Origin of the sequence: Paenibacillus sp. S29, assembly GCF_049319765.1 — a bacterium.
GTDB classification, from domain to species: Bacteria; Bacillota; Bacilli; order Paenibacillales; family Paenibacillaceae; genus Paenibacillus; species Paenibacillus polymyxa_B.
Genome location: NZ_JBMOUI010000016.1, coordinates 89,671 through 110,923, shown reverse-complemented (window position 1 = coordinate 110,923; position 21,253 = coordinate 89,671). Strand labels below are relative to the sequence as shown.

The window sequence follows — 21,253 nt, the reverse complement described above, 5'->3', positions numbered from 1 at the left end:
TATACAACATTAACGCGGTGTCGTCTTAAATAAAATGAACATAAAAAAAGCTGTCGAGACTTTCTCGACAGCCTGAGGATGATAAAATGCTTAAAAGCATTTTATCATCCTTTTTATTATGTATTCATGATTTTGGCAACAAGGTTAACATGGATTTGACCAGGTCTTTGGTCTTATAGTAAGATGGTGGTACTGAAAAAACATTTTCAGTTTATTAAGTACAAGAGAAATGAGGACGAATATGCAGGAAAGAATTTTGGAGGCTTTTGTAGATGAAGTTCATGAAAATGGATTGAAATTTACTATGGATGATCTTGCGAAAAGACTCGCTATTAGTAAGCGTACATTGTATGAAAATTTTTCGTCTAAGACGCTTATTTTAGAAACACTTATTGAGCGTACAAATGATGATATGATTCGAAAAACTGAGCAAATTATCGAAAATAATGAGTTATCTTTGTTAGACAAGATTAAGCAGTCGATTAGGGTCATGCCTCTGTATTATAAGTTTTACGATTTAAGAATATTGGACCAGATGAAAAAGTATTATCCTGAGCAATGGAAAAGGGTACATGCCGATTTAAATGACTGGTCTCCGATTAGAACATTAATTCAGGAAGGCATCCGAGAAGGAATTATTGTGAACAAAAATGAGGCTCTGATCATGAAGCTTATTATTGAATCTGTAAATTTAACGCTTGATCAGCGTTTCTTTCTGGATAACAGTGTGACGGTAGAGGAAGCAACTTATTCTATTGTAGATATTTTGTTGTTCGGATTGGTCGAAAAATAAAAAATAGCCTCATCAATATGCTGCATATTTGAAGAGGCCATTTTTTTATATGAAAACTAAGAAAACAATTTTAGTTTCAATTGTTTTTGAAAAAGAATAATGAAGTTTACCTAATGTTGAATAAAGAGATACGGAAAAGGAAGGGTGGAAATATGTCTATACTCACAAGAAATCGAGGAGCAATGCTGTTATTGATGCTTAACATTTTTTTGGCATTCATGGGGATTGGATTGGTTGTCCCTGTGTTACCTAAGTTTATAAGTGAGCTAGGGATGACTGGTTCCTCGATGGGACTGATGGTTGCAGCTTTTGCGTTGACACAGCTTTTGTTATCACCATTGTCAGGAAAGTTGTCTGATCGTTATGGACGTAAAAAGTTAATTGTTTCTGGGATGTTCATCTTCATGTTATCAGAGCTTGTTTTTGGACTGGCGAATTCCATTCCTACCCTGTTCATAGCACGAATCATGGGTGGAGCAGGGGCTGCGTTACTTACTCCTTCTATTATGGCCTATGTTGCTGACGTGACCTCGTTTGAGGAAAGAGGCAAGGGAATGGGAATGATCAATGCAGCGATCAACACAGGCTTCATAATCGGGCCAGGGATTGGCGGATTGCTTGCCACATATGGAATACGCATTCCCTTTTTTGCGGCAGCAGGAGCTGCGGGAATAGCAGCTATCTTGTCTCTGTTAGTACTGCCTGAGTCTTTAAGCAAGGAAAAGCAACAATATAATAGAGAGCTTCCACGTCAAAAAGAAAATCTTTTGCAGCAATTTGCCAAGTCATATCAATCTCCATATTTCATGGGTTTACTCATTGTATTTGTCGTTGCTTTTGGGTTAGCGAACTTTGAAACAGTATTTGGACTGTTTGTTGACCGTAAATATGGTTTTACACCGATGGATATTGCCATCATCATAACGACAGGCTCCATTTTGGGAGCAGTTGTCCAAGCGACTATATTTGGATGGATCATTAATCGTTTTGGAGAGAAAAAAATAATTCACCTCTGTTTGGCTATTGGAGGCCTGTTCATTTTTCTAACCCTATTTGCTGAACAGTACGTGATGATTATGCTGACGACCTTCATCATTTTTCTGGCTATGGATATTCTTCGTCCGGCAGTAAGCACTTCTCTATCGCGGCAGGCTGGAGATGAGCAAGGCTTTGTGGCAGGCATGAACTCGTCCTATACCAGCTTGGGTAATGTGATTGGACCGCTTGTTGCGGGATTGCTGTTCGATGTTCATATTAATCTGCCTTATATGGTTGCAGCTATAGCGTTGCTGGCTTGTCTCGTCCTTTCACTACGTTCCAAGCAAGCGGGTGAGCAACACTCGATAGCCCGTGCAGCAGAACAGCATAGAGGAGGATAGCCGCAGGTCTATACTCATCCCCGACTTAGGTCTAGGTTCAAAAACCGTCTGGGGTCCGTTTTGTCAAACGCTTGTTCAGCGTACAATAAGGACATAAGCAAGACACAGTGAAAGGCGGTGAGAGATGATGAGAGTTAACAAAGGGAATGGGTTAGCCATTGTACTGATCGTGTTGGGTTCGATTATGCTGCTCGGTAAGTTTACTCCGTTTTTCGGTCACTTTTTAGGACATCTGATAGGTTACTTAATTCCGATAGCTATGGTCATGCTAGGCTACTACGGTGTGAAAAAAGGAAATGCGCTCTTCGGCTGGATCGTACTTGTACTTGGGGTACTGATTTTGCTTGGCAAACTGTCCTGGCTTCTGGGACCGCTACTGGCAATCGGGTTAATCATATTTGGTGTTTCCCTGCTGAGTGACCGCAGAAGACGTTACTGATTTTAGCAGTTTGGCGAATGAAGAAAGATTGCAGTAACGAAGTGTTGAATTATGGGATACGAATTGTGAAAGGAGCAGATGCAAATGAGTGTTTTTCGAAGAATGCGCGATATCACGGTAGCGACCTTCAATGAGCATTTGGAACAAAGTCAAGACCCAGTGCAACTGATTGACCAGTTCTTGTATAATACCCGCCAGGAAATTGCCGAAGCGGAAAAACTCCATCAACAGTATGCGATGCATACAAGACAGATGAAGCAGCAGTTGGATCATGCATTGTCCATGCAGACCAAACGGGAGGAACAGGCGCTACTGGCTTTGAAGGCTGATGAAGAACATATCGCGAAGCTGGCCCTTCAGGAGAAAATGCTATATGCAGAAAAAGAAGAGCAGTATAGAGAACTGTGGGAGCAGAGCCGTGAATCACTACGTGAGTTGGAACAACAGCTAGATACATTAAAGACAGAATATCAAACGGTACACAGCAAGCGTCAGTATTATGCGGCACGTGTACAGACGTTGAGACTCCAACAGCAAATGAACGAACGGGCTGGTACATACGGTGGACGGAATGTTCCCCGAATGTTCAACCGCTTGGAAGACCGGGTAGCCGATATGGAAGCAGAGACGATGAGTCTGCGTGATTTACGTCGGGGTGAGGGCGACCATGCACAGGATGCCCAAGGCGGTGGATCGCTGCTCGAACAAGAGTGGGCGAGACTGAAAAGCAAGCTGAACAACAGCGGGAAGGAGTAATTTGATAATGACCCGAATTTACAGATCAAGCCGGGATAGAGTAATAACAGGTGTATGTGGCGGTCTTTCTGACGCAACAGGAATGGACTCAACATGGATTCGTATTCTGGTTGTGATCAGTTTCTTTATTACAGCAGGAACCACATTTATGATTTATGTAATTGCGGCCCTGGTTATCTCCAAGGAGCCGAGATCTCCTTTCGATGGAGGATTTGGCCCTGACAGCGGTCCCTACAATCAACAGGATCCACGCTATTATGGCAGTAACAATACAAGATCGCAGTATGGGCAGGGAACTGGTTACAACCAGGGCGGTGCATATGGCAATTCGAACCCGTTTTTTGGTCAAGATGCCCGCAACTCATCTAAATTTAACACAGGTCAGAACAGTGACCTGGATTCCATGATGGAAGATATCGAGAAAAAGGCAATGAAAAAAGAATTGGCAGAGTTACGCAAAAAAGTAGAGCAATTTGAGAAGGGAGATCGTAAATAATGGGGATCTTTAAAAGAATGAAGGATATGACAAGAGCATCGGTGAATGAAGTGTTGGATAAAGTGGAAGATCCGATTATTATGTTGAATCAATATCTGCGCGATATGGAGGCGGAAATTCACGAGGCTGAGGTAACGGTTGCCAAGCAAATGGCGAATGAACGACGTATGAAACAGCGTTTGGAGGAAGCGGTACGTGTATCCAATGAGCGTGAGAAACAAGCTGAATCCGCATTGCGAAATGGTCAGGAAGAAGTAGCGCGCAAGTTGTTGGGAGAGAAGATTTATTTTGTGCAGAAGCAGAACGAATACCGCGACTTGCATACACAAGCTGAGCTTCAAGCAAAAGAATTGGTACAGCAGCTTCACGACATGAAAGATGAATTCTATAAAATGCGCAACAAGCGCAATGAGTTGGTATCCCGTGCTCAAATGGCGAAAGCCAAAAAGCAAATGTCTCAAATCAATAGTTTGCACACGATTGAAAGTGGGTCTGCTTCATTGGGCTTCCACCGTATGGAAGAAAAAATCATGCAAATGGAAGCTGAAGCTGACGTACTGCGTGCTCCTTACCGTCAAGCTCCAGGAGAAGCATATGTTAATCCGGCTGAGGCTGAAAAACAGTTTAAAGTGGATGAGCAGCTTCAACAGCTTAAGTCCAAAATTCAGACAGGTGCTAAACCAGTCGATATGAAGAAGGACTGACTACTCGGAAACAAGACATTATGATATGCTGTATGGAATGGACATTGGTCGATGATCGTGCCTAATCTGTATGGTTCAGGAAAGCCATATGGCGGAATGTTGCGCCACTATGGCTTTTCCGTCCTGTATAAACAAAAAGGGGGTGCAGCATGGAGAGAAGAAAATCAGCCTTGGCACTGGCAGGGATTGGCATCGGGATTATCATTTTATTCGGTCAGTGGATTGGGTTCCTCTCCGTGGTTGCACTGATCCTAATGTTGGCCGGAATATATAAGATCCGCAATTCCAAAATCAAAAAGGGCTACACGATGCTCGCGATTGGTGCTGGATTGTTAGTGCTGGATCATTTGTTCCTGTTTGTTGTAGTTACACTAGCATCATTAGCTGTATTCTATTCACGTTCAAGGAAGCTGCATAAAGGTCAAAGCTCCATATTCAAGCACAATTTTATATCCAATCATAAATGGGATGAAGTGCCTTGGAGCCTGCGCAGCACAAGCATATGGCATGTGGTTGGGGACGTGGATGCCGACCTGACGTTGGCTCTCCCAGAGGAACGTGAGCCCGTCATATTTTTGCAGGGGATCTTCGGTGACATTGACATCACCCTACCGGATAATTACGGTGTAGAGGTGGAGATGTTCATATTGTTCGGACAGATTCAGTTTGACCGGGATCATGAGGCGGGGATGCTCAATCGACTGGTTTGGAAGTCTCCCCATTTTGAGCAGAGTGAGTATAAAGTGAAGTTTGTCGTTTCGTACTTGGCGGGCGATGTCCGCGTCCGATTTTATTGAATCAGGAGGAGCCGGGATGAATCATAAAAAAACGTCCAACATGGTAACCCGCAGTATGGGTGAAGGTATCCTCCTGTGTGTTGTTGTGGGCGTAGTTGTCTTTTATATGCTGTATACATATGGATATGTGAAGTCGTTCCCAACCTGGGGAATGATATTGAAAGTTGCAGGAGCCGTTATACTGGTGTTGATTGGTACAGGGGCAATGTACGGATTTTATGAAAGCTACCGCTTTAAAAGCAGACTGGAAATGTTGAGAGAGACGTTGCTGATGTGGGAAAAGGGAACCCCTGCACGTGAGTTGCCGCCCCTAGGGCATGATGAGCTTGGCAGGCTGGGAGAGCAGCTGGAACGGATTGGGCGTAAATGGCAGGAACAAGTTACGTCTTTACAACGCTTATCCACGGATAATGCTCAGCTGGCAGAACAGGCACGGATGACTGCGATTGTGGAGGAGCGACAGCGGCTGGCCAGAGAGTTGCATGACGCCGTATCACAGCAATTATTTGCTATTTCAATGACGGCGACGGCTGTGGGGAGGACGCTGGATAAGGATTTTGATAAAGCGCAGCGGCAAGTTGCGCTAATTGAAGAAATGTCTTCCGTGGCACAATCCGAAATGCGGGCGTTACTACTTCATCTGCGGCCTGTCTATCTGGAAGGGAAACGGCTTGAGCAGGGTTTGCGTGATTTGGTACAAGAGTTGCAGGCAAAGGTACCGATGGAGATTGATTTTGAGATGGAAAGCGGAGTACAGTTGGTTAAAGGCATTGAGAACCACTTGTTTCGCATTGTTCAGGAAGCGATGTCTAATACATTGCGCCATGCCAAAGCAACCCGCATGGAAATTCGTATCGTGCAACGCCCGGATTCCATCAGGCTGACGATTCGGGATAACGGTATTGGTTTTGAACTGGATGAGAAAAAGCAGACTTCATATGGATTATCCACAATGCAGGAGCGGGTCAGTGAGATTGGGGGAGCTATTCAGTATATAACGGCTCCGGGAAAAGGAACACGGATCGAGGTGTCCGTGCCAGTTATTAATGATGAAAGTGGAAGGAACGATGATCATGGAAACGGAATTACCGATTAGCGTACTGCTGGTAGACGACCATGAAATGGTACGGATTGGTCTTGCGGCGGTGCTGGGGACGGAAGAAGGTATTGAAGTGGTCGGCGAGGCCGGAAGCGGAGAAGAAGGCATACGGTTGGCTTCCGAATACAAGCCAAATGTGATTTTGATGGATCTGGTCATGGATGGCATGGATGGCATAGAAACGACACGCCAAGTAACTCGCCTGCTTCCAGAGACCAAGGTGATTGTGCTGACGAGTTATTTGGACGATGAGAAAATGTATCCGGTCATTGAGGCAGGGGCATTCAGCTACTTGCTCAAAACGTCTCGTGCTTCCGAGATAGCGGATGCGATCCGTGCAGCTGCACGCGGACAGTCCGTACTAGAGTCACAGGTGGCCTCCAAGATGATGAATCGATTCCGCCAGCCACAGGCTGAGGCACCCGCGCATACGGAGCTGACTGATCGTGAGATGGAGGTGCTTCGCCTGTTGGCACAAGGGAAGTCTAACCAGGATATCGCAGATGAGCTGATTATCGGGATTAAGACGGTAAAATTCCATGTCACGAACCTTCTCGCTAAATTAGGAGTGGAAGACCGTACACAGGCGGCGATCTATGCCTATAAGAACGGATTAGCAGAGTAGAAGTAGAATAAACGAATACAAAGAACCGGAGACGACAATAGTCCTCCGGTTTTTTTGTGTTCCATAACAAGGTGTTTAGATCAGAAGGAATAAAAAGGCGATTAAAGCCAGATCTAATGCAAGCCCTGCCCCATATCCATATCCGCCGTACCCACTACGATAGCCTGTTCTGCCATTTCCATAATTACTATAGCCATTTCCAGCAAATCCGCCTGCGTCATAAGGAACGGAGGGGCTCAGTGGTGCGTTGGGCGGCTTAATTAAGGCATTTAGTTTGGCCGAGGTACGAGCTTTGTTTTTAGGATTCTTTTTTTTCTTTGTAGAGGAAATCTTTTTTGGGGTTTGTTTTCCTTTGTTACTGTAGCTCCCGGCATAGAGACTGCCAGGAAAAGAAGGTGGATATCCGTTCAACATCAGCTTGCCTTTGCTACACCCACTTAAGATGCCGATGTGTCGTGTACCATCACGCATAACGGCACAGACCAGACGTCCACCATGAGGTGCCACATTGGCTTCATTTACAGGATAAATCGGAAACATGATTTCACCTCTTTTGGTGTAAGATGCATTGTGATCATAGTCTATTCTTACGGTGCCTACGATGTATGGTCGAACACCCAGTAGTCAGTTGAATATTTTAGAAGGGCTTTGCCGTAGTGCTGTGTGTATAAAACCTCTGACAATGGGAATGCTATTGATAGATTCATAGATTTCAATCCAGCCGAAAAGAAAGTATCTAGAGCGTAGGTGTGGGAATCGGATGGTTGTGGAGCGGGGGGAACGATAATGTTAAAAGCAGAGCTGATTAAAAAGGGGATTATTGCAATTTTGGTATTAGGAACGGTGCTGGTACTAGCTGGCTGGCGTTACGGAACCCTTCAGACAAACCGAAATGACTCCCGCGAGGCAGAAACGGCTTTACGCTCATTGTTAATCATCTCGGATCAGACCCCGGGTACGTTGGATAAGCTGGTTGTGAAGTGGCAAGGAGATTGGATTTCTAACCATGAAGAGCCAGCAGATGTGGCGGCACAGATAGCTGATCAGCTGAATATACCCACAGTAAACAAACTCGTAGAAAATGGACACACGGTTTATCGTTCTGTTCGTGATAGTGAGGATCTAAGAATCCGCTTAAATGTGATGGAACGTCAAACTGGACAATGGTATGTAGTTGTTCAACTGGAGAGCAATGATGCAGGACGTGAGCGGTTGATTCAGCTTCATAAGCTTTGTGCTGAGCAATTAAAGTCTATGGGAATTCAAGCACAGTGGAACACGGCCCTTCAGCGTTTGCTGCATACAAAGGAATCCAAAGATCAACTGTTGAAACTGACAGAGGCGAGCTTAGCAGGGAACATCTCCATGCAGGCCAAAGAAAGATATACGGATGCGACTACTGTGGCTATATCCTATGAAGCTCCAGAGCTGCCGTTAATGGTTCAAAGCGGTGAGCATCAGGTCCAGATGCAGATGGCTGTACATGAAGATAGGGAGCAGCAGGATACACGTATAACACTCGGTTTCCCGCTTATCACGATTGAATACTGACTTATAAGGTAAATTTATGATTCATCGGATAGCTTATCCATGTAGGATATGATAAAATATCAACAAATCTTTAGTTCCATGTTTTTCGAAAATCAAGTATGATCTTGTATAAATATACACAATACTACATGCAGATTTCGGGGATTGTGGATTGCGGAATCTTGACATGGGAAGAATGAGGTACTTCATGGCTGACATACCTGTTAAAGAATCTGTTGTGACGCAAGGCGCAGTTCTGTTTATTTTTGGCGCTACGGGCGATTTGGCTCGTCGCAAGCTTTTTCCTGCTATTTACAGCTTGTACCGCGAAGGCAAGCTTGCTGACGATTTTGCCGTTATTGGTGTAGCAAGGCGTCCTCGCACAGAGGAAGAATTCCGTAATGACCTGTATGCCTCCATACAGGAGTTTAGTCGCTACAAAGCAGAAAATGATCAAGAATGGCAGGCATTTGCCGAGCATTTTGAATATAAATCGCTGGATATCAACAATGTCGAAGGGTTCCATGAGCTGAGACAGCAGACGGAGTCTATAGAAAGCAAGTTTAACATACCGGGAAATCGGTTGTTTTATTTGGCCTTGGCTCCTGAGTTATTTGGAAGCGTGTCGAAGAGTTTGAAAGATGGCGGCATGATGGATGGCAAGGGCTGGAATCGCTTGGTGATTGAGAAGCCATTCGGTTATAACCTCGAATCTGCACAAGAATTGAACGTTGAAATACGAGAAGTATTTGCCGAAGAAGAAATTTATCGGATTGATCACTATCTTGGCAAGGAAATGGTACAAAATATTGAGGTGATCCGCTTCGCGAATGCCTTCTTTGAACCACTGTGGAATAATAAGCATATTGCCAATGTGCAAATTACGCTTAGTGAAACGGTAGGGGTGGAGGAACGCGGAGGTTACTACGATCATTCCGGCGCCTTGCGGGATATGGGACAGAACCATATGCTGCAAATGCTAACGATGATTGCGATGGAGCCACCTAGTCGTTTGTTGCCTGAGGATATCCGTGATGAAAAGGTAAAAGTGCTGCGTTCGCTGCGCCCTTTTGAAACGTCTGAGGATGTGAAAACCAATGTGGTGCGTGGTCAATACACCGATGGCAGTTATCGCGGTCAGCAGTTGCCGGGGTATCGCCAAGAAGACAAGGTTGATCCACAGTCGAACACAGAGACTTATTTTGCTTCACGCGTGTTTGTTGATAATTTCCGTTGGGCTGGCGTACCGTTCTATATTCGTACAGGCAAACGTCTCCCTGTAAAAACAACGGAGATTGTTGTGGAATTTAAGAGCATGCCAACGAACGTGTACCTCGGTCAAAAGCATAAGCTGGAACCGAACTTGCTCGTGATTAGGGTCAATCCAATGGAGGGCATTTACATTAAAATCAATGCCAAGAAACCCGGTTCGGAATCAGATATTGAGCCACTGGCTATGGATTTTTGCCAAAGCTGTATGGTGGGTATCAACTCACCGGAGGCTTATGAACGGTTGCTGATGGATGCAATTGAGGGTGATTCGACGTACTTCACGCGTTGGGATGAGGTTGCCACGGCATGGGGATTCGTCGATCGAATCGCCAAAGCATGGCAGCAGACCCCGGATACGCTGGAAACCTATGCTGCAGGTTCATGGGGACCGGAAGGTGCTCACAAGCTATTGGAGCAGGATGGCTTCAAGTGGTGGCCGGTTAGCGGTCAGGATGAAGATAATGTCATCTGGCGAGTAGGCGGCGTTCAGTAATCCCGATTTGTCCTGCATCCCCCTATGTCCTGTTCAGGACGTAAGGGGATGCTTTGCGTTCGGAGTGTGCTATAATAGCTTAGTCTCAGGTTTTCAGTTTGCAACTGATTATAAGTTAAAGGCAGGCTAAAACATGTAAATAGATCGTATTTATAATGAATATGGTAACGGAGTACGCCGAATACTGGAGCTAACGGCAATATAGCCGATAGAGCCGATGAACTTATGAAAACAGGCGTGCATCATGGCCTTTTTATGGATAGCTTGAGCAGTAATGCAATGGATTTGATCATGAAGGGATATGTGAAATGAGTAAAACAACAGATATACTTCAACAGGAAGTCGACAAACGGCGTACGTTTGCGATTATTTCTCACCCGGATGCGGGTAAAACGACACTGACGGAAAAGCTGCTGCTGTTCGGGGGCGCGATTCGTCTTGCGGGTTCAGTTAAAGCGCGTAAAGCAAGCAAACACGCTACGAGTGACTGGATGGAGATTGAAAAACAGCGGGGGATCTCTGTAACATCCTCAGTAATGCAATTTGATTATAATGGTCACCGCATCAACATTCTGGACACCCCAGGTCACCAGGATTTCAGTGAAGACACGTATCGTACATTAACAGCAGCAGATAGTGCAGTCATGCTGATTGACGTAGCGAAAGGTGTGGAAGCGCAAACGATTAAGCTGTTTCAAGTTTGTGCGAAGCGTGGAATTCCGATTTTCACCTTCATTAACAAACTGGATCGTGAGGGACGCAGTCCTTTTGATTTGATGGAAGAGCTGGAGCAGGTGCTTGGCATCCGTTCGGTGCCTATGAATTGGCCGATTGGTACAGGACGCGAGCTGTGCGGTGTCTATGACCGTGTCAAAAATCAGGTCGAGCTGTTTCAGGGAGATGATCATTCCACGATCAAAGTACAGAAAGTGGAAGATTACAATGATCCGATCATTCGTGAGATGGCGGGCGAATATTTGCATGACCAATTATGCCAAGACTTGGAGTTGCTTGACGTCGCGGGTGACCCTTTTGACATGGAGAAAGTACAGCGCGGAGAATTAACACCTGTATTCTTCGGCAGTGCGATTAATAATTTTGGTGTACAAACATTTTTGGAAAACTTCCTTCAGCTTGCTCCTAAACCGGAGCCGCGCCGTAGTACAGCTGGGGAAATTGAGCCAACAAACGAAAAGTTTACCGGCTATGTATTTAAAATTCAAGCAAACATGAACCCGGCTCACCGTGACCGTATTGCATTTTTGCGTATTGTCTCCGGTAAGTTTCAACGCGGGATGAGTGTTAAGCATGTACGGATGGGCAAGGAAATTAAGCTGTCCCAGCCACAGCAGTTCCTGGCACAGGACCGTGATATTGTCGAGGAGGCTTTTCCTGGCGATATTATAGGATTATTTGACCCGGGTATTTTCCGTATTGGTGATTCACTCAGCCAAGGTAGCGAGGTTGTGTTTGATGAATTGCCGACCTTCTCGCCTGAGATTTTTGCCAAGGTAACGGTGAAAAATGCCTTAAAGCACAAACAGTATCTGAAGGGTATTGATCAGTTGACCGAGGAAGGTATGATTCAGGTGTTCCGTACGGTAAGCTTTGACGATACGTTATTGGGTGTTGTCGGCCAACTGCAATTTGAAGTATTTGAGTACCGCATGAAGGGTGAATATGGAGTTGATGTACAGCTTCAGCGTATGCCATTCCAATTTGCACGTTGGATTGTGGATGATCAGATTGATCCGAGCAAGTTCCGTATTAACTCTACACTGGTAAAGGATAAGAAGGGCAATTATGTCGCCTTGTTCGAAAACGAGTATGCGATGCGTACGGCTATGGAGAAAAATCCGACAGCTAAGTTCTTAGAAATGGCTCCATAAGATTGAATAAGCAGAACAGTTTGATCTCAGTCATTTAGTGTATACAACGAATAGTCCACTCGATGTTAATGCGAGTGGACTATTCTCATTTTCGAATACGGGTAAAATAATGAGCACAATTAAATCGGAACCAAATGTTAAATAGCTAGAGCTAGGTTAAGGGTACGGGTTTGATTTTATCGATTTGTTCATGTGCCAAATGGACGAAATCGTGCTGCTGGTTTGGACTCATATGCTTCCAAGCAATTTCAAGAATGACACCCAACCCAGGCAAAGCGGCCTCCGGTCCGTCCACTGACCCAATAATCATGTCCGTAAGATCAGCTTCTGATTTGCCGTGTACTTTGTGAACAATTGCTTGTCGTAAATCCATTGTAATGGGCATGTGTACCTCCCGTATGTTGTAGTAGTGGTCGAATGTATTATGGCTTGGGCTGTTGTCCAGTATACATGGAGAAGCATTTGGCATAAGTATGTCAAAATTTATGTTTGTAGCATGATATGCTATACTATGACGGACAGTATGGTGATCGGGAGGTAAAGAAGGAATGGCAAAAAAACAGTATGCGGTCATTGGTATGGGCCGTTTTGGTTCCAGTGTTGCCAGTGCGCTGAGTGAGATGGGTTTTGATGTGCTGGCTATTGACTCGGACGAGCAGCGTACACAGGAAATGTCGAATATTGTGACGCATGCGGTGTCTGCCGACTCGACGGATGAGGAAGCGCTGCGAGCGCTGGGTATCCGTAATTTTGACGTAATCGTAGTTGCGATTGGTGAAGATATACAGGCCAGTATTCTGACGACATTGATTCTCAAGGACATGGGCGTACCCGCTCTTGTGGTCAAGGCACAAAATGAACTGCATGGGAAAGTGCTGCAAAAAATAGGTGCGGATAAAGTCGTTTATCCTGAACGGGATATGGGGTTACGGGTAGCCCATCATTTGACATCTCCCAACATTTTGGATTATATCGAGCTGTCCAAGGACTACAGTATTTTGGAGATGAGAGCCGCCGATTCCATGATTGGCAAAAACCTGAAGGAGCTAGACATACGTGCACGCTTTGGCTGCAATGTGATGGCGATTCGCAGAAATCAGGAAATGAACATTTCACCTTATGCCGAAGATCGTCTGGAGCCGGGTGATGTACTGGTCATTGTGGGCCACAAGGATGATTTGACCAAGCTAGAGCTGGCATTTGCAGCCTAATGAAGGCTTGATGTTCAATTACAAGTGATGCATCATTTATTTTTAGAAACGGACAAAGAAACGGAAGGTTAAACGAATGGAAATCATTTCACCGAATAATGCGCGTGTAAAAGAGTGGGCGCAACTGCTGGAGAAAAAGCATCGTACACGGCAGCATAAATATATTGTCGAAGGTATTCATCTGGTGCAGGAAGCGCTGCGTTCGGACGCGGCTGTCGAAATCGTCGCCTATGATTTGGACAAGGGCATTCCCGCCGAGCTGAATGGCCTGGATCCAGCCGCCCAGCCGGTGGAATGGGTTCCCGTGTCAGCGGCAGTCATTGCAAAATGCACCGATACGAAGACGCCGCAGTCGGTCTTTGCCATCGTGCATAAAGAGGAGCGCAGTGCATTCCCGGCATTGCTGGAGCAGCCGGATGCACTGGTGATGGTGCTGGACGGGGTGCAGGACCCCGGCAATGTAGGCACCATCATCCGCAGCGCGGATGCTGCTGGAGCCGCAGGCGTAATATTGGGGCATGGCTGCGCCGACCTGTACAATCCCAAAACGATCCGCTCCACAATGGGATCGTTGTTTCACCTGCCGGTGATTGAAGGCAGCCTGGAGGAGCTTTTACCGCAGGCCAAAAGTAAAGGTGCCCGCTTGCTCAGCACCTCGCTGGATGCGAGCTTGTCATGCTATACCATAGATTTGCGCGCTTCCACTTGGCTTGTGATCGGAAACGAAGGCCAAGGGATTTCTGCTGCTACCGCGCGCATGGTGGATGAGTCGGTATTCATTCCGATGCAGGGGCAAGCGGAATCACTAAACGCAGCGATGGCTTCTACAGTGCTATTATTTGAGGCGATGAGACAACGAAACTAAGAGAAGAACACGGGTGCATGTGGGTTATAACATCAATTGAGACAATTTATAATACTAAATGAGACTGTTTATATCATCTAAATGAGACAGTCAATATCCCCGAAAACCCAGTGAAAACGGGAATAAAGACTAAGTAAAATCAAAATTATCTGTTAAGATTGATCTAAATTATCTTATTTTATGGTGAAAAAGGACAGCCATTTTTTATAACAAGAAGTGAGACAAACATTATCTAAGGGAAAATTACCTTTGCTCGGCTATAATAAAATTTATATACATTCTTACCTACAGGACAATTTAATATCTAAAGTAAACAGTCTCGATGAAAGCTCTTTATTTCGGGGCTGTTTTTACGTTATGGATGGCAGGTGAAATGATAACCCATTTTTGGGAAAGTGTTACCCTCATTCAAATCTCTTTCTGCTTTTTGGAAGATACATCCGTCGATACTCAGACAAAGTTTGTCTTTAGCTTTTGAGGATATTTAGATAATTAGCAAACCTGTTTTTAGATTGTATTTGTTAAGCTAGGATGAAAAAGTACCCATCTGTTATTTCATTTTGTTTATTAATTTCTGAGAAATATTATATTGATGTAAATTGTCTATTTCGTTTGATATACGGGTATACTGATGATGAAAATAAAAAGGGAGGAGATTAAGATTAATTATAAAGATATATATAATTTACATATTCAGCTTCTTGATGTATATGAGAGGAACCAAAAGGATCGCCACCCTTATCAAAAGGATATTAATTTTTATAATCGACAGCTCAACTTTTTCAGTGAAAATATTGTACAAAAGATTTTTGTTTTAAACCAACTAATAAAAATTTATGAGAAGAATAGAGAGCCTCAAATTAAGTGGTGCTCAGAGATTTATTATTCAAAAAAACATAAGGATATTGAAAAAATAACAGATTGAAAGATGGTAAGTCCAGTGAGTGGTATCATTTCATCGTAATTGAAATGTGATTCTATATGAAATAAACAGACAAGCCAAAGGAAAATATTCAAGAAAGCAAGATCACAGATGAGTTCCCAGTTTGGGATCGATTGTGTGATTTTTCTTTTGTTTCACGAATAAACCCTAACTAAATAATGAATTTACAGCTTCATAATGTTCGAATATGAGGACTATTATAAAAATTTACAATAAAAGTTACCAATACCAGTATGCGAAATTTCTGCCTAAGACTGTATACTTCTAAAAGAGCAGAATGAGGATGATTCACCTGGGTTATTAATTACGGATAACATGTTTGGGGAAATGTCGGGGCCGGAATTGATTGAACCACTCTTCGTTGCACTTGAGTTGCTCAAAGTTCAAGGGATTACATTATGTCCGCCGAACATCAAGCTGGACCTTACCAGCAAATTTAATACCGTATATAGCCTCGACATTGAAGCTAAGAACGGAGTGAACAGTATTACCAGCAAGGTACAGAAATATCAGATAAAGTATTTACATTCTCGTTCAGCAATCAGCCAAGCGAAAATGGAACAACAGCTCGACGTGGATGAAAGTGTTTCGTAGTAGAGCCATCCGTCACAGCTAAAGACAATTGATTTTAATATAAGATCGAAATTGATATGAAGACACGAACTGGTTCAGGTCAAAGGAATCTACACTCGGAAGTTTATTTGTCCTAGGATGAAAAAGTTTAAACTTTACTTAACCTAACTTTTTCAAAATGAAATCAATATGTGGGGAGTATGAGCATCTTGTCTTCTGCATATGGATATATTCTGGAGATCATCGGGATTCAGTTTAGAACCATCTGTAGTGAATAATGTTGTATGGAAATCAACATATGAAGATGGTAAACAATATTTTTCGATTGAATCCATGTACCTCATCCAAGAACAAGACTCCTTTGAATCTTTGGATTCGGGAGTCTTTTAATACAATTTCAACTAAATTGAAGGTGAGGGAATCATAATGCTTACGGTTGATCAATACATAACAAAAATGAAGAAAAAGGATAAGCTTGATGAGTTTGATTTTAAAAGTCATGCTGAAAACATGTCTGCTGTTTTGAAGTATGTAATGGATTATTTAAATCATTATTTGAATCCGGAAGAATACGATTATGAGAACATTAAGACGGAACAGTCTGCATTAAAAATTGCTCAGGAGATAGGGGGAGCCTTTCCTGAGAGTGAAAATGAAAGCAACTCGTTTGCAATATCAAGGGCCAGCAGTAGAGTTCGAAGAGAAAATCATGCCAACTGTTCAGACTCTAGTTCGAGGAGATGTGGAGGTGCAAGAAGATGAATCTACATCAAATCAAGAAAAAACTGATTGATGCTGAAAGTAATTATAATATTCGCGATAGTAATCAGATACTTAATGAATTATTGGACATAAAGCGAGTTGCTGTAGCAAATGGTGATCAACTATTAGCTAAAGAAATATGGTGTTACGAAGCTACCTTAAAAGCACAAGAAGCATTTATTTCTGCCTTCTGGGAGATGAAACGTCAGGAGTATTACGCAGGTTGGAGGACTCTAGAACAAGTAGAGTTAATAGTTTTATCGTTAGAGCGTCATTTTTCTAAGGAATTCAATCTGTATAAACTTAGCCATATTAAAATGTATACTGAAAAATTTCAGGTCTTGTTTCCTTACAAAATTTTTTTTAGTCCTGAGTATGTTACACAAATAAAGATATGTAGTATATGTAAAAGGCCGATATCAATTAGAAACTCTTGCGGACATCGGGTGGGTGAAGTCTATAATGGTGAACTATGCAACCGTATTATTACGAAGTCTGAAATGTTAGGAATTTCTTTAGTAACCAACCCTTTGCAAAAATATTCTGTGGTGTTTACTACAGATCAGGAAAACGGGAGAACAAAAGATCAGTACGACTACCATCTGGTTAAATATGTGATTAGTAGACTTATTTCACCTTTTCATGGTTGGGATGTAAATTGGACTAAAGCAAGACACTCTCACTCTAGGTATGCACATGTTAATAAGAGCAGTGATTGCCCTTGTGAATCAGGACAGAAGTATGAAGATTGCTGTCTTAGTGAAGTAGGAGTACTCAGGCCACATTGTATTGTGACTTTCCATAAAGATTTTCCGGGAGAGTTGAAGTTAATTGAGTACAAAGATTAATTTCCTTTACATTACTTGCGTAATATCTATCACAGGACGACTCTGTAGTCGTATATGAAATTTAGGTACACCCTGAGATAAGATTGAATTTAGTGTGATGTTGTCTAGTTTCAGCCTGGTGGCTAACTGAGGAAGACTAGCAACTCGATCCGGCTCTATATGACGCTCAATGTTCGGCCGACAACATCAAACGGTTAGCTTTATGTAGAAATCTATGTGTCGTCTATTTTCAGGGGGAGACCATAGTAGTCGAATTTTTGACTGCCGTGAAGTAAAGGTACCTTTACTTCTAACCACACCCGATGAAATGTGGTATTGCATTAACCAAGGCAAGCCTCTATTTATAGCATCAGCGGGACCACCTTGTAAGGTGGTTTTTTGCTTTTTCGGGGAGATATAACGTTTGTAAAATCTTGCTGGACTGGTTATTGTTCGAATATTCAATCATCTTGCTAAGTCTAGTAAAATAATAACAGTGAAAAGAACATATTCCTTCTCTTCGCTATAGAACAATTTGTCAGATCGAGGCATTAGATCTATGATCCTCGATAACCTTCATTGTCCAGATCACTCCTGTTTTACACAACTGATTAACTTCCTATTAGTAATGGTCGCGTAGTTGGTCTTCCATATGCGTCACCACATATTTCAATAGGAAGATTTCCACGCATTCCCTTCAGTGTCTGATGAAGAAGATGAATTAGAAAAAGTTATAAAGAAGTAGGTATGCGACTCCTCGGTGTTTTTCTTGTGCGTACAATTATAAAGTCCAAAAAGATTCAATTTAGCGTGTGTTTAAACTTTTTTATGAAAAGTCAATAGTTTTTCAGTTCTAATTCATTGTGAGAAAAGAAGGTATTTTGTCTAGTTATGTGGAAATATTTTGTTGAAAAGTGTTTAAAAAGTGCAGTTGTTAGAATTCTTAAGAATACGTCAATTGTGATTCGAGATACGAAAGGGATGCATAGCATGAATCAATCAGTCGGATCAACATGGAGGAGATGGGACTTACATGTCCATACTCCTGAATCAGTTCTTAATATGCAATATAGTTTTGATAACAAGGAAGAGTCTGCACATTATAAAGAGCAAATTTGGGAGAAGTACATAGACAAACTAGAGTCAGCAGATGCCACAATCTCTGTTATAGGTATTACTGACTATTGCTCGGTTGACGGTTATGAAAGGATGCTGGCTTATAAAAGCGAAGGTCGTTTAAGAAATATTGATCTGATACTAGCTAATGTTGAATTTCGCATTGTTCCTATTACAGATAAGAACAAAGCAATAAATGTCCACTGCATTTTTTCTAATGAACTTGTGGTACAGGACATTAAACGATTCTTGGAAGAATTGAAATATGAATATGGTGGAAGTAAATATAAGTGCAATAAAAATGATTTAATTGAATTGGGAATAAAATACAAACCTGAACTTCAGAGTGATGTAGAAAGCTATAAAGAGGGGGTTAAACAATTTAAAGTCAATATGACCGATTTGAGAAACTTGATAGAGACAGACCAACGGTATAAGGACAAAGTTTTCATCGTTGCAAGCAATAGCTCCTCTGATGGTATCTCAGGACTTAAAGATAATGCTATAGCCTCTACTAGGCAAGAATTGTATCGAAGTGTTGATTTTATTTTTTCAGGAAATGACAATGACCAAAAGTACTTTCTTGGCCGTGGAGTTGATTCCAAGGAAGAAGTTATTAGGAAATATGGGGGGGTAAAGGCTTGCTTACATGGTTCAGATGCTCATGATTTTAATAAATTATTTAAGCCAGATTTAGATAGGTTTTGTTGGATAAAAGGTGAACCAACCTTTGCTGGTTTACGGCAGTTACTATTTGAGCCAGATACTAGAGTGAAAATACAAAAAGATGAACCAGATAGTAAAAAAAATATTTACTCATTGAAAAAAATAAAATTGAACTCTACAGATATTAATCAAGAGTTATCCTTCCAGAGTGTCGAGCTCGAATTCAATAAAAATTTAGTGGCAGTTATTGGTGGGAAGGGTTCGGGTAAGACTGCGGTACTTGATCTGATTGCAAACTGTTATAAAGAGTACGATAGAAGTCGTCATTACGATTTGAAGGGGAAACCTACTATTAGTAGTAATGAAGACCAAAATTCGTTTGTGCAAAGAATTGAAAAGGAATGTCCAGGTTTAGAAGTATCACTTGAATATCTAGATAATCAAAGTTTTTTCTCAAAGAAAATCTCCGAAGAAAATTTTTTTGCAAATGGGCAAATTCGTTATCTACCACAAGGGAAAATTGAAGAGGTTGCAGGTAATACTAAAGCTCTGCATAAAGATATCCAGCAATTAATTTTCAGCCATCTTTCAAAGAGAGAGGATAGTGAATACCGTTCTTATTTGGAAAGAGATGAAAAAATAATTCAAACTAATCGAGAGATATCAACCCTTATAGGTGAAATTGATACTTTAATAACAGAAACATCACCCGAAGTTTTAGAAGGACTGATTCGACAACTTGAAATCAAAAAAGGTGAGCAAAAAGACAGAGAGTTAAGATTGCTTGCTTTCAATGGAACATTAACTCAAGAAGAAGAAGAAGCCGCTCTCAAAGCCACTGAAAAGGTGAGAGAATTGGAAATGCAGTATGAAAAATCAAAGGAATTTATTAGTGGCTGTGAAAATTTAATTAAAGAACTTGATGAGTTTCAAATTACAACAAATGCTAAAGTTGATAGTCTTAATCAAAATAATACTCAGCTAGTTATGGAGACAGTACCTCATGTGGATTTCAACGATATCATTACGGTAATTAATAAAAACAAAGCGTATGCAACAATAAGGAAACAAGATTCAGAAGAACAGCGTGAAAAATACTCTGATGATATTAAGAAATTTACTGGTAAACAAAATGAACAAGCGAGTTTACTAAGAGAAAAAGACAGCATAGAAAAGAATATGCAAGAAATTACTGAGAGAATCTCTGAGATGGAAAAAAAACAACTTGAATTCGGGATAAAGGTAAAGGACTTAAATGATAAATACGAGGGCTTGTTGTTACACTACAAAAGTCAGAAAAACTCATATGATCGTATTATAGAAATATATAAATCTTTGGAAAAAGATATACTTCAAAATATCGACTTTAAAGCAGAGGTTCGTTTTGATAAACTGCGATTTCAGGAACTTGCAGATGATTTATTTGACAAAAGGAAACTCGCAGATGATTTCATAGACCAGTGCAGTACTACTGTAATTGATTTTTTAGAAAAAAATATAACATTTGCATTAAGGACAGATAACTCAGTATTGAATTTTTTGAGAAAAAACAAATCTCTTTTCGATTACTTGAAATGGCTCACTAGTGATTACTGTCAATTAGATACAAAGGTATACTTCAATGGTGTGGAACTATTCAAACTTAGTGTGGGTCAGAAGGGTGCAGTTATATTGAAGTTATATTTAGCTGATGGTGATTACCCGATAATATTGGACCAACCTGAGGATAATTTAGACAATAGATTTATATCAGAAGAACTACTGTCTACTTTCCGAAAAGCAAAAGAAAAACGGCAAATTATTATTGCGACTCATAATGCTAATTTAGTTGTTAATTCTGATGCAGAACAAATAATAATTGCTGATTTTCTAGACAATAAGATTCGATATCGAGCGGGATCAATTGAAAATGCAACTATTCGAAAAGAAGTTGCTAGTTTGCTTGAGGGTGGGGAAGAAGCGTTCAAACAACGTGAGAGTAAATATGGATTTTCAAGAAATATATAGATGTTATACAG

The 21,253-nt window shown here is 41.9% G+C and carries 20 protein-coding genes and 1 pseudogene; 19 read left to right on the top strand and 2 right to left on the bottom strand.

Annotated features, from left to right (window positions below; translation table 11 throughout):
* Positions 1-241 precede the first annotated feature (241 nt).
* From ACL9RM_RS22885 to ACL9RM_RS22845, 9 genes are all read left to right on the top strand, one after another.
* The gene (locus ACL9RM_RS22885; protein WP_039272741.1) at positions 242-793 is read left to right on the top strand and encodes a TetR/AcrR family transcriptional regulator; all 552 of its coding nucleotides are present in this window, start codon (positions 242-244) and stop codon (positions 791-793) included.
* Positions 794-906: 113 nt separating this feature from the next.
* Positions 907-2,172, top strand: coding sequence for an MFS transporter (locus ACL9RM_RS22880; RefSeq protein WP_323873127.1), 1,266 nt, complete (start codon positions 907-909; stop codon positions 2,170-2,172).
* A gap of 127 nt (positions 2,173-2,299) precedes the next feature.
* On the top strand, positions 2,300-2,611 hold the full coding sequence (locus ACL9RM_RS22875; RefSeq protein ID WP_013311898.1) for a LiaF transmembrane domain-containing protein: 312 nt from the start codon (positions 2,300-2,302) through the stop codon (positions 2,609-2,611).
* An 84-nt stretch (positions 2,612-2,695) separates the two neighbouring features.
* Positions 2,696-3,367: a PspA/IM30 family protein gene (locus ACL9RM_RS22870; protein WP_013311897.1), complete on the top strand. Its 672-nt coding sequence runs from the start codon at positions 2,696-2,698 to the stop codon at positions 3,365-3,367.
* 7 nt (positions 3,368-3,374) lie between these two features.
* On the top strand, positions 3,375-3,863 hold the full coding sequence (locus ACL9RM_RS22865; protein ID WP_013311896.1) for a PspC domain-containing protein: 489 nt from the start codon (positions 3,375-3,377) through the stop codon (positions 3,861-3,863).
* Entirely contained in the window at positions 3,863-4,567 is a 705-nt protein-coding gene (locus ACL9RM_RS22860; RefSeq protein WP_250266656.1) for a PspA/IM30 family protein, read from the top strand. The genes ACL9RM_RS22865 and ACL9RM_RS22860 overlap by 1 nt, the downstream gene beginning before the upstream one ends.
* Positions 4,568-4,716: 149 nt before the next feature.
* Entirely contained in the window at positions 4,717-5,364 is a 648-nt protein-coding gene (gene liaF, locus ACL9RM_RS22855) for a cell wall-active antibiotics response protein LiaF (protein WP_061829897.1), read from the top strand.
* Between the two features lie 16 nt (positions 5,365-5,380).
* The gene (locus ACL9RM_RS22850; protein ID WP_250266655.1) at positions 5,381-6,460 is read left to right on the top strand and encodes a sensor histidine kinase; all 1,080 of its coding nucleotides are present in this window, start codon (positions 5,381-5,383) and stop codon (positions 6,458-6,460) included.
* A complete protein-coding gene (locus tag ACL9RM_RS22845; RefSeq protein ID WP_013372995.1) occupies positions 6,438-7,088 on the top strand; it encodes a response regulator in 651 nt (216 codons plus the stop codon). Before ACL9RM_RS22850 ends, ACL9RM_RS22845 begins: the two co-directional genes overlap by 23 nt.
* Before the next feature lie 75 nt (positions 7,089-7,163).
* On the opposite strand, the gene ACL9RM_RS22840 is transcribed toward ACL9RM_RS22845, so the two are convergent.
* Positions 7,164-7,628: a hypothetical protein gene (locus tag ACL9RM_RS22840; protein WP_250260446.1), complete on the bottom strand. Its 465-nt coding sequence runs from the start codon at positions 7,626-7,628 to the stop codon at positions 7,164-7,166.
* Between the two features lie 246 nt (positions 7,629-7,874).
* Between ACL9RM_RS22840 and ACL9RM_RS22835 the strand changes: the two genes are divergently transcribed.
* The 3 genes from ACL9RM_RS22835 (at position 7,875) to ACL9RM_RS22825 (ending at position 12,272) form a co-directional block, all read left to right on the top strand.
* A complete protein-coding gene (locus ACL9RM_RS22835) occupies positions 7,875-8,639 on the top strand; it encodes a YwmB family TATA-box binding protein (RefSeq protein ID WP_250260447.1) in 765 nt (254 codons plus the stop codon).
* A gap of 187 nt (positions 8,640-8,826) precedes the next feature.
* Positions 8,827-10,383 carry a glucose-6-phosphate dehydrogenase gene (gene zwf / locus ACL9RM_RS22830; protein ID WP_235308389.1) on the top strand — a complete coding sequence of 519 codons (1,557 nt, stop codon included), beginning with the start codon at positions 8,827-8,829 and terminating at the stop codon, positions 10,381-10,383.
* Positions 10,384-10,691: 308 nt separating this feature from the next.
* Positions 10,692-12,272 carry a peptide chain release factor 3 gene (locus ACL9RM_RS22825; protein WP_013311888.1) on the top strand — a complete coding sequence of 527 codons (1,581 nt, stop codon included), beginning with the start codon at positions 10,692-10,694 and terminating at the stop codon, positions 12,270-12,272.
* A gap of 151 nt (positions 12,273-12,423) precedes the next feature.
* Here ACL9RM_RS22825 and ACL9RM_RS22820 read toward each other — a convergent pair whose 3' ends face one another.
* Positions 12,424-12,657 (bottom strand): small acid-soluble spore protein SspI, encoded by a 234-nt coding sequence (locus ACL9RM_RS22820; protein ID WP_016819939.1) that lies wholly within the window; start codon positions 12,655-12,657, stop codon positions 12,424-12,426.
* A gap of 160 nt (positions 12,658-12,817) precedes the next feature.
* Between ACL9RM_RS22820 and ACL9RM_RS22815 the strand changes: the two are divergent.
* The 7 genes and pseudogenes from ACL9RM_RS22815 to ACL9RM_RS22785 all read left to right on the top strand — a co-directional run.
* A pseudogene (locus tag ACL9RM_RS22815) lies at positions 12,818-13,483 on the top strand (potassium channel family protein); the annotation flags it as partial.
* A 76-nt stretch (positions 13,484-13,559) separates the two neighbouring features.
* Positions 13,560-14,348: a TrmH family RNA methyltransferase gene (locus tag ACL9RM_RS22810; RefSeq protein ID WP_250260448.1), complete on the top strand. Its 789-nt coding sequence runs from the start codon at positions 13,560-13,562 to the stop codon at positions 14,346-14,348.
* 631 nt (positions 14,349-14,979) lie between these two features.
* Positions 14,980-15,273: a hypothetical protein gene (locus tag ACL9RM_RS22805; RefSeq protein WP_209940431.1), complete on the top strand. Its 294-nt coding sequence runs from the start codon at positions 14,980-14,982 to the stop codon at positions 15,271-15,273.
* Between the two features lie 333 nt (positions 15,274-15,606).
* Positions 15,607-15,885 carry a hypothetical protein gene (locus ACL9RM_RS22800; protein ID WP_422759396.1) on the top strand — a complete coding sequence of 93 codons (279 nt, stop codon included), beginning with the start codon at positions 15,607-15,609 and terminating at the stop codon, positions 15,883-15,885.
* Positions 15,886-16,290: 405 nt separating this feature from the next.
* Positions 16,291-16,626, top strand: coding sequence for a hypothetical protein (locus tag ACL9RM_RS22795; RefSeq protein ID WP_209940429.1), 336 nt, complete (start codon positions 16,291-16,293; stop codon positions 16,624-16,626).
* Complete coding sequence (locus tag ACL9RM_RS22790) at positions 16,623-17,474, top strand: SEC-C domain-containing protein (protein ID WP_414126566.1); 852 nt, start codon at positions 16,623-16,625, stop codon at positions 17,472-17,474. Before ACL9RM_RS22795 ends, ACL9RM_RS22790 begins: the two co-directional genes overlap by 4 nt.
* Before the next feature lie 969 nt (positions 17,475-18,443).
* Positions 18,444-21,242, top strand: coding sequence for a TrlF family AAA-like ATPase (locus tag ACL9RM_RS22785; protein WP_209940427.1), 2,799 nt, complete (start codon positions 18,444-18,446; stop codon positions 21,240-21,242).
* The last annotated feature ends 11 nt before the right edge of the window (positions 21,243-21,253 follow it).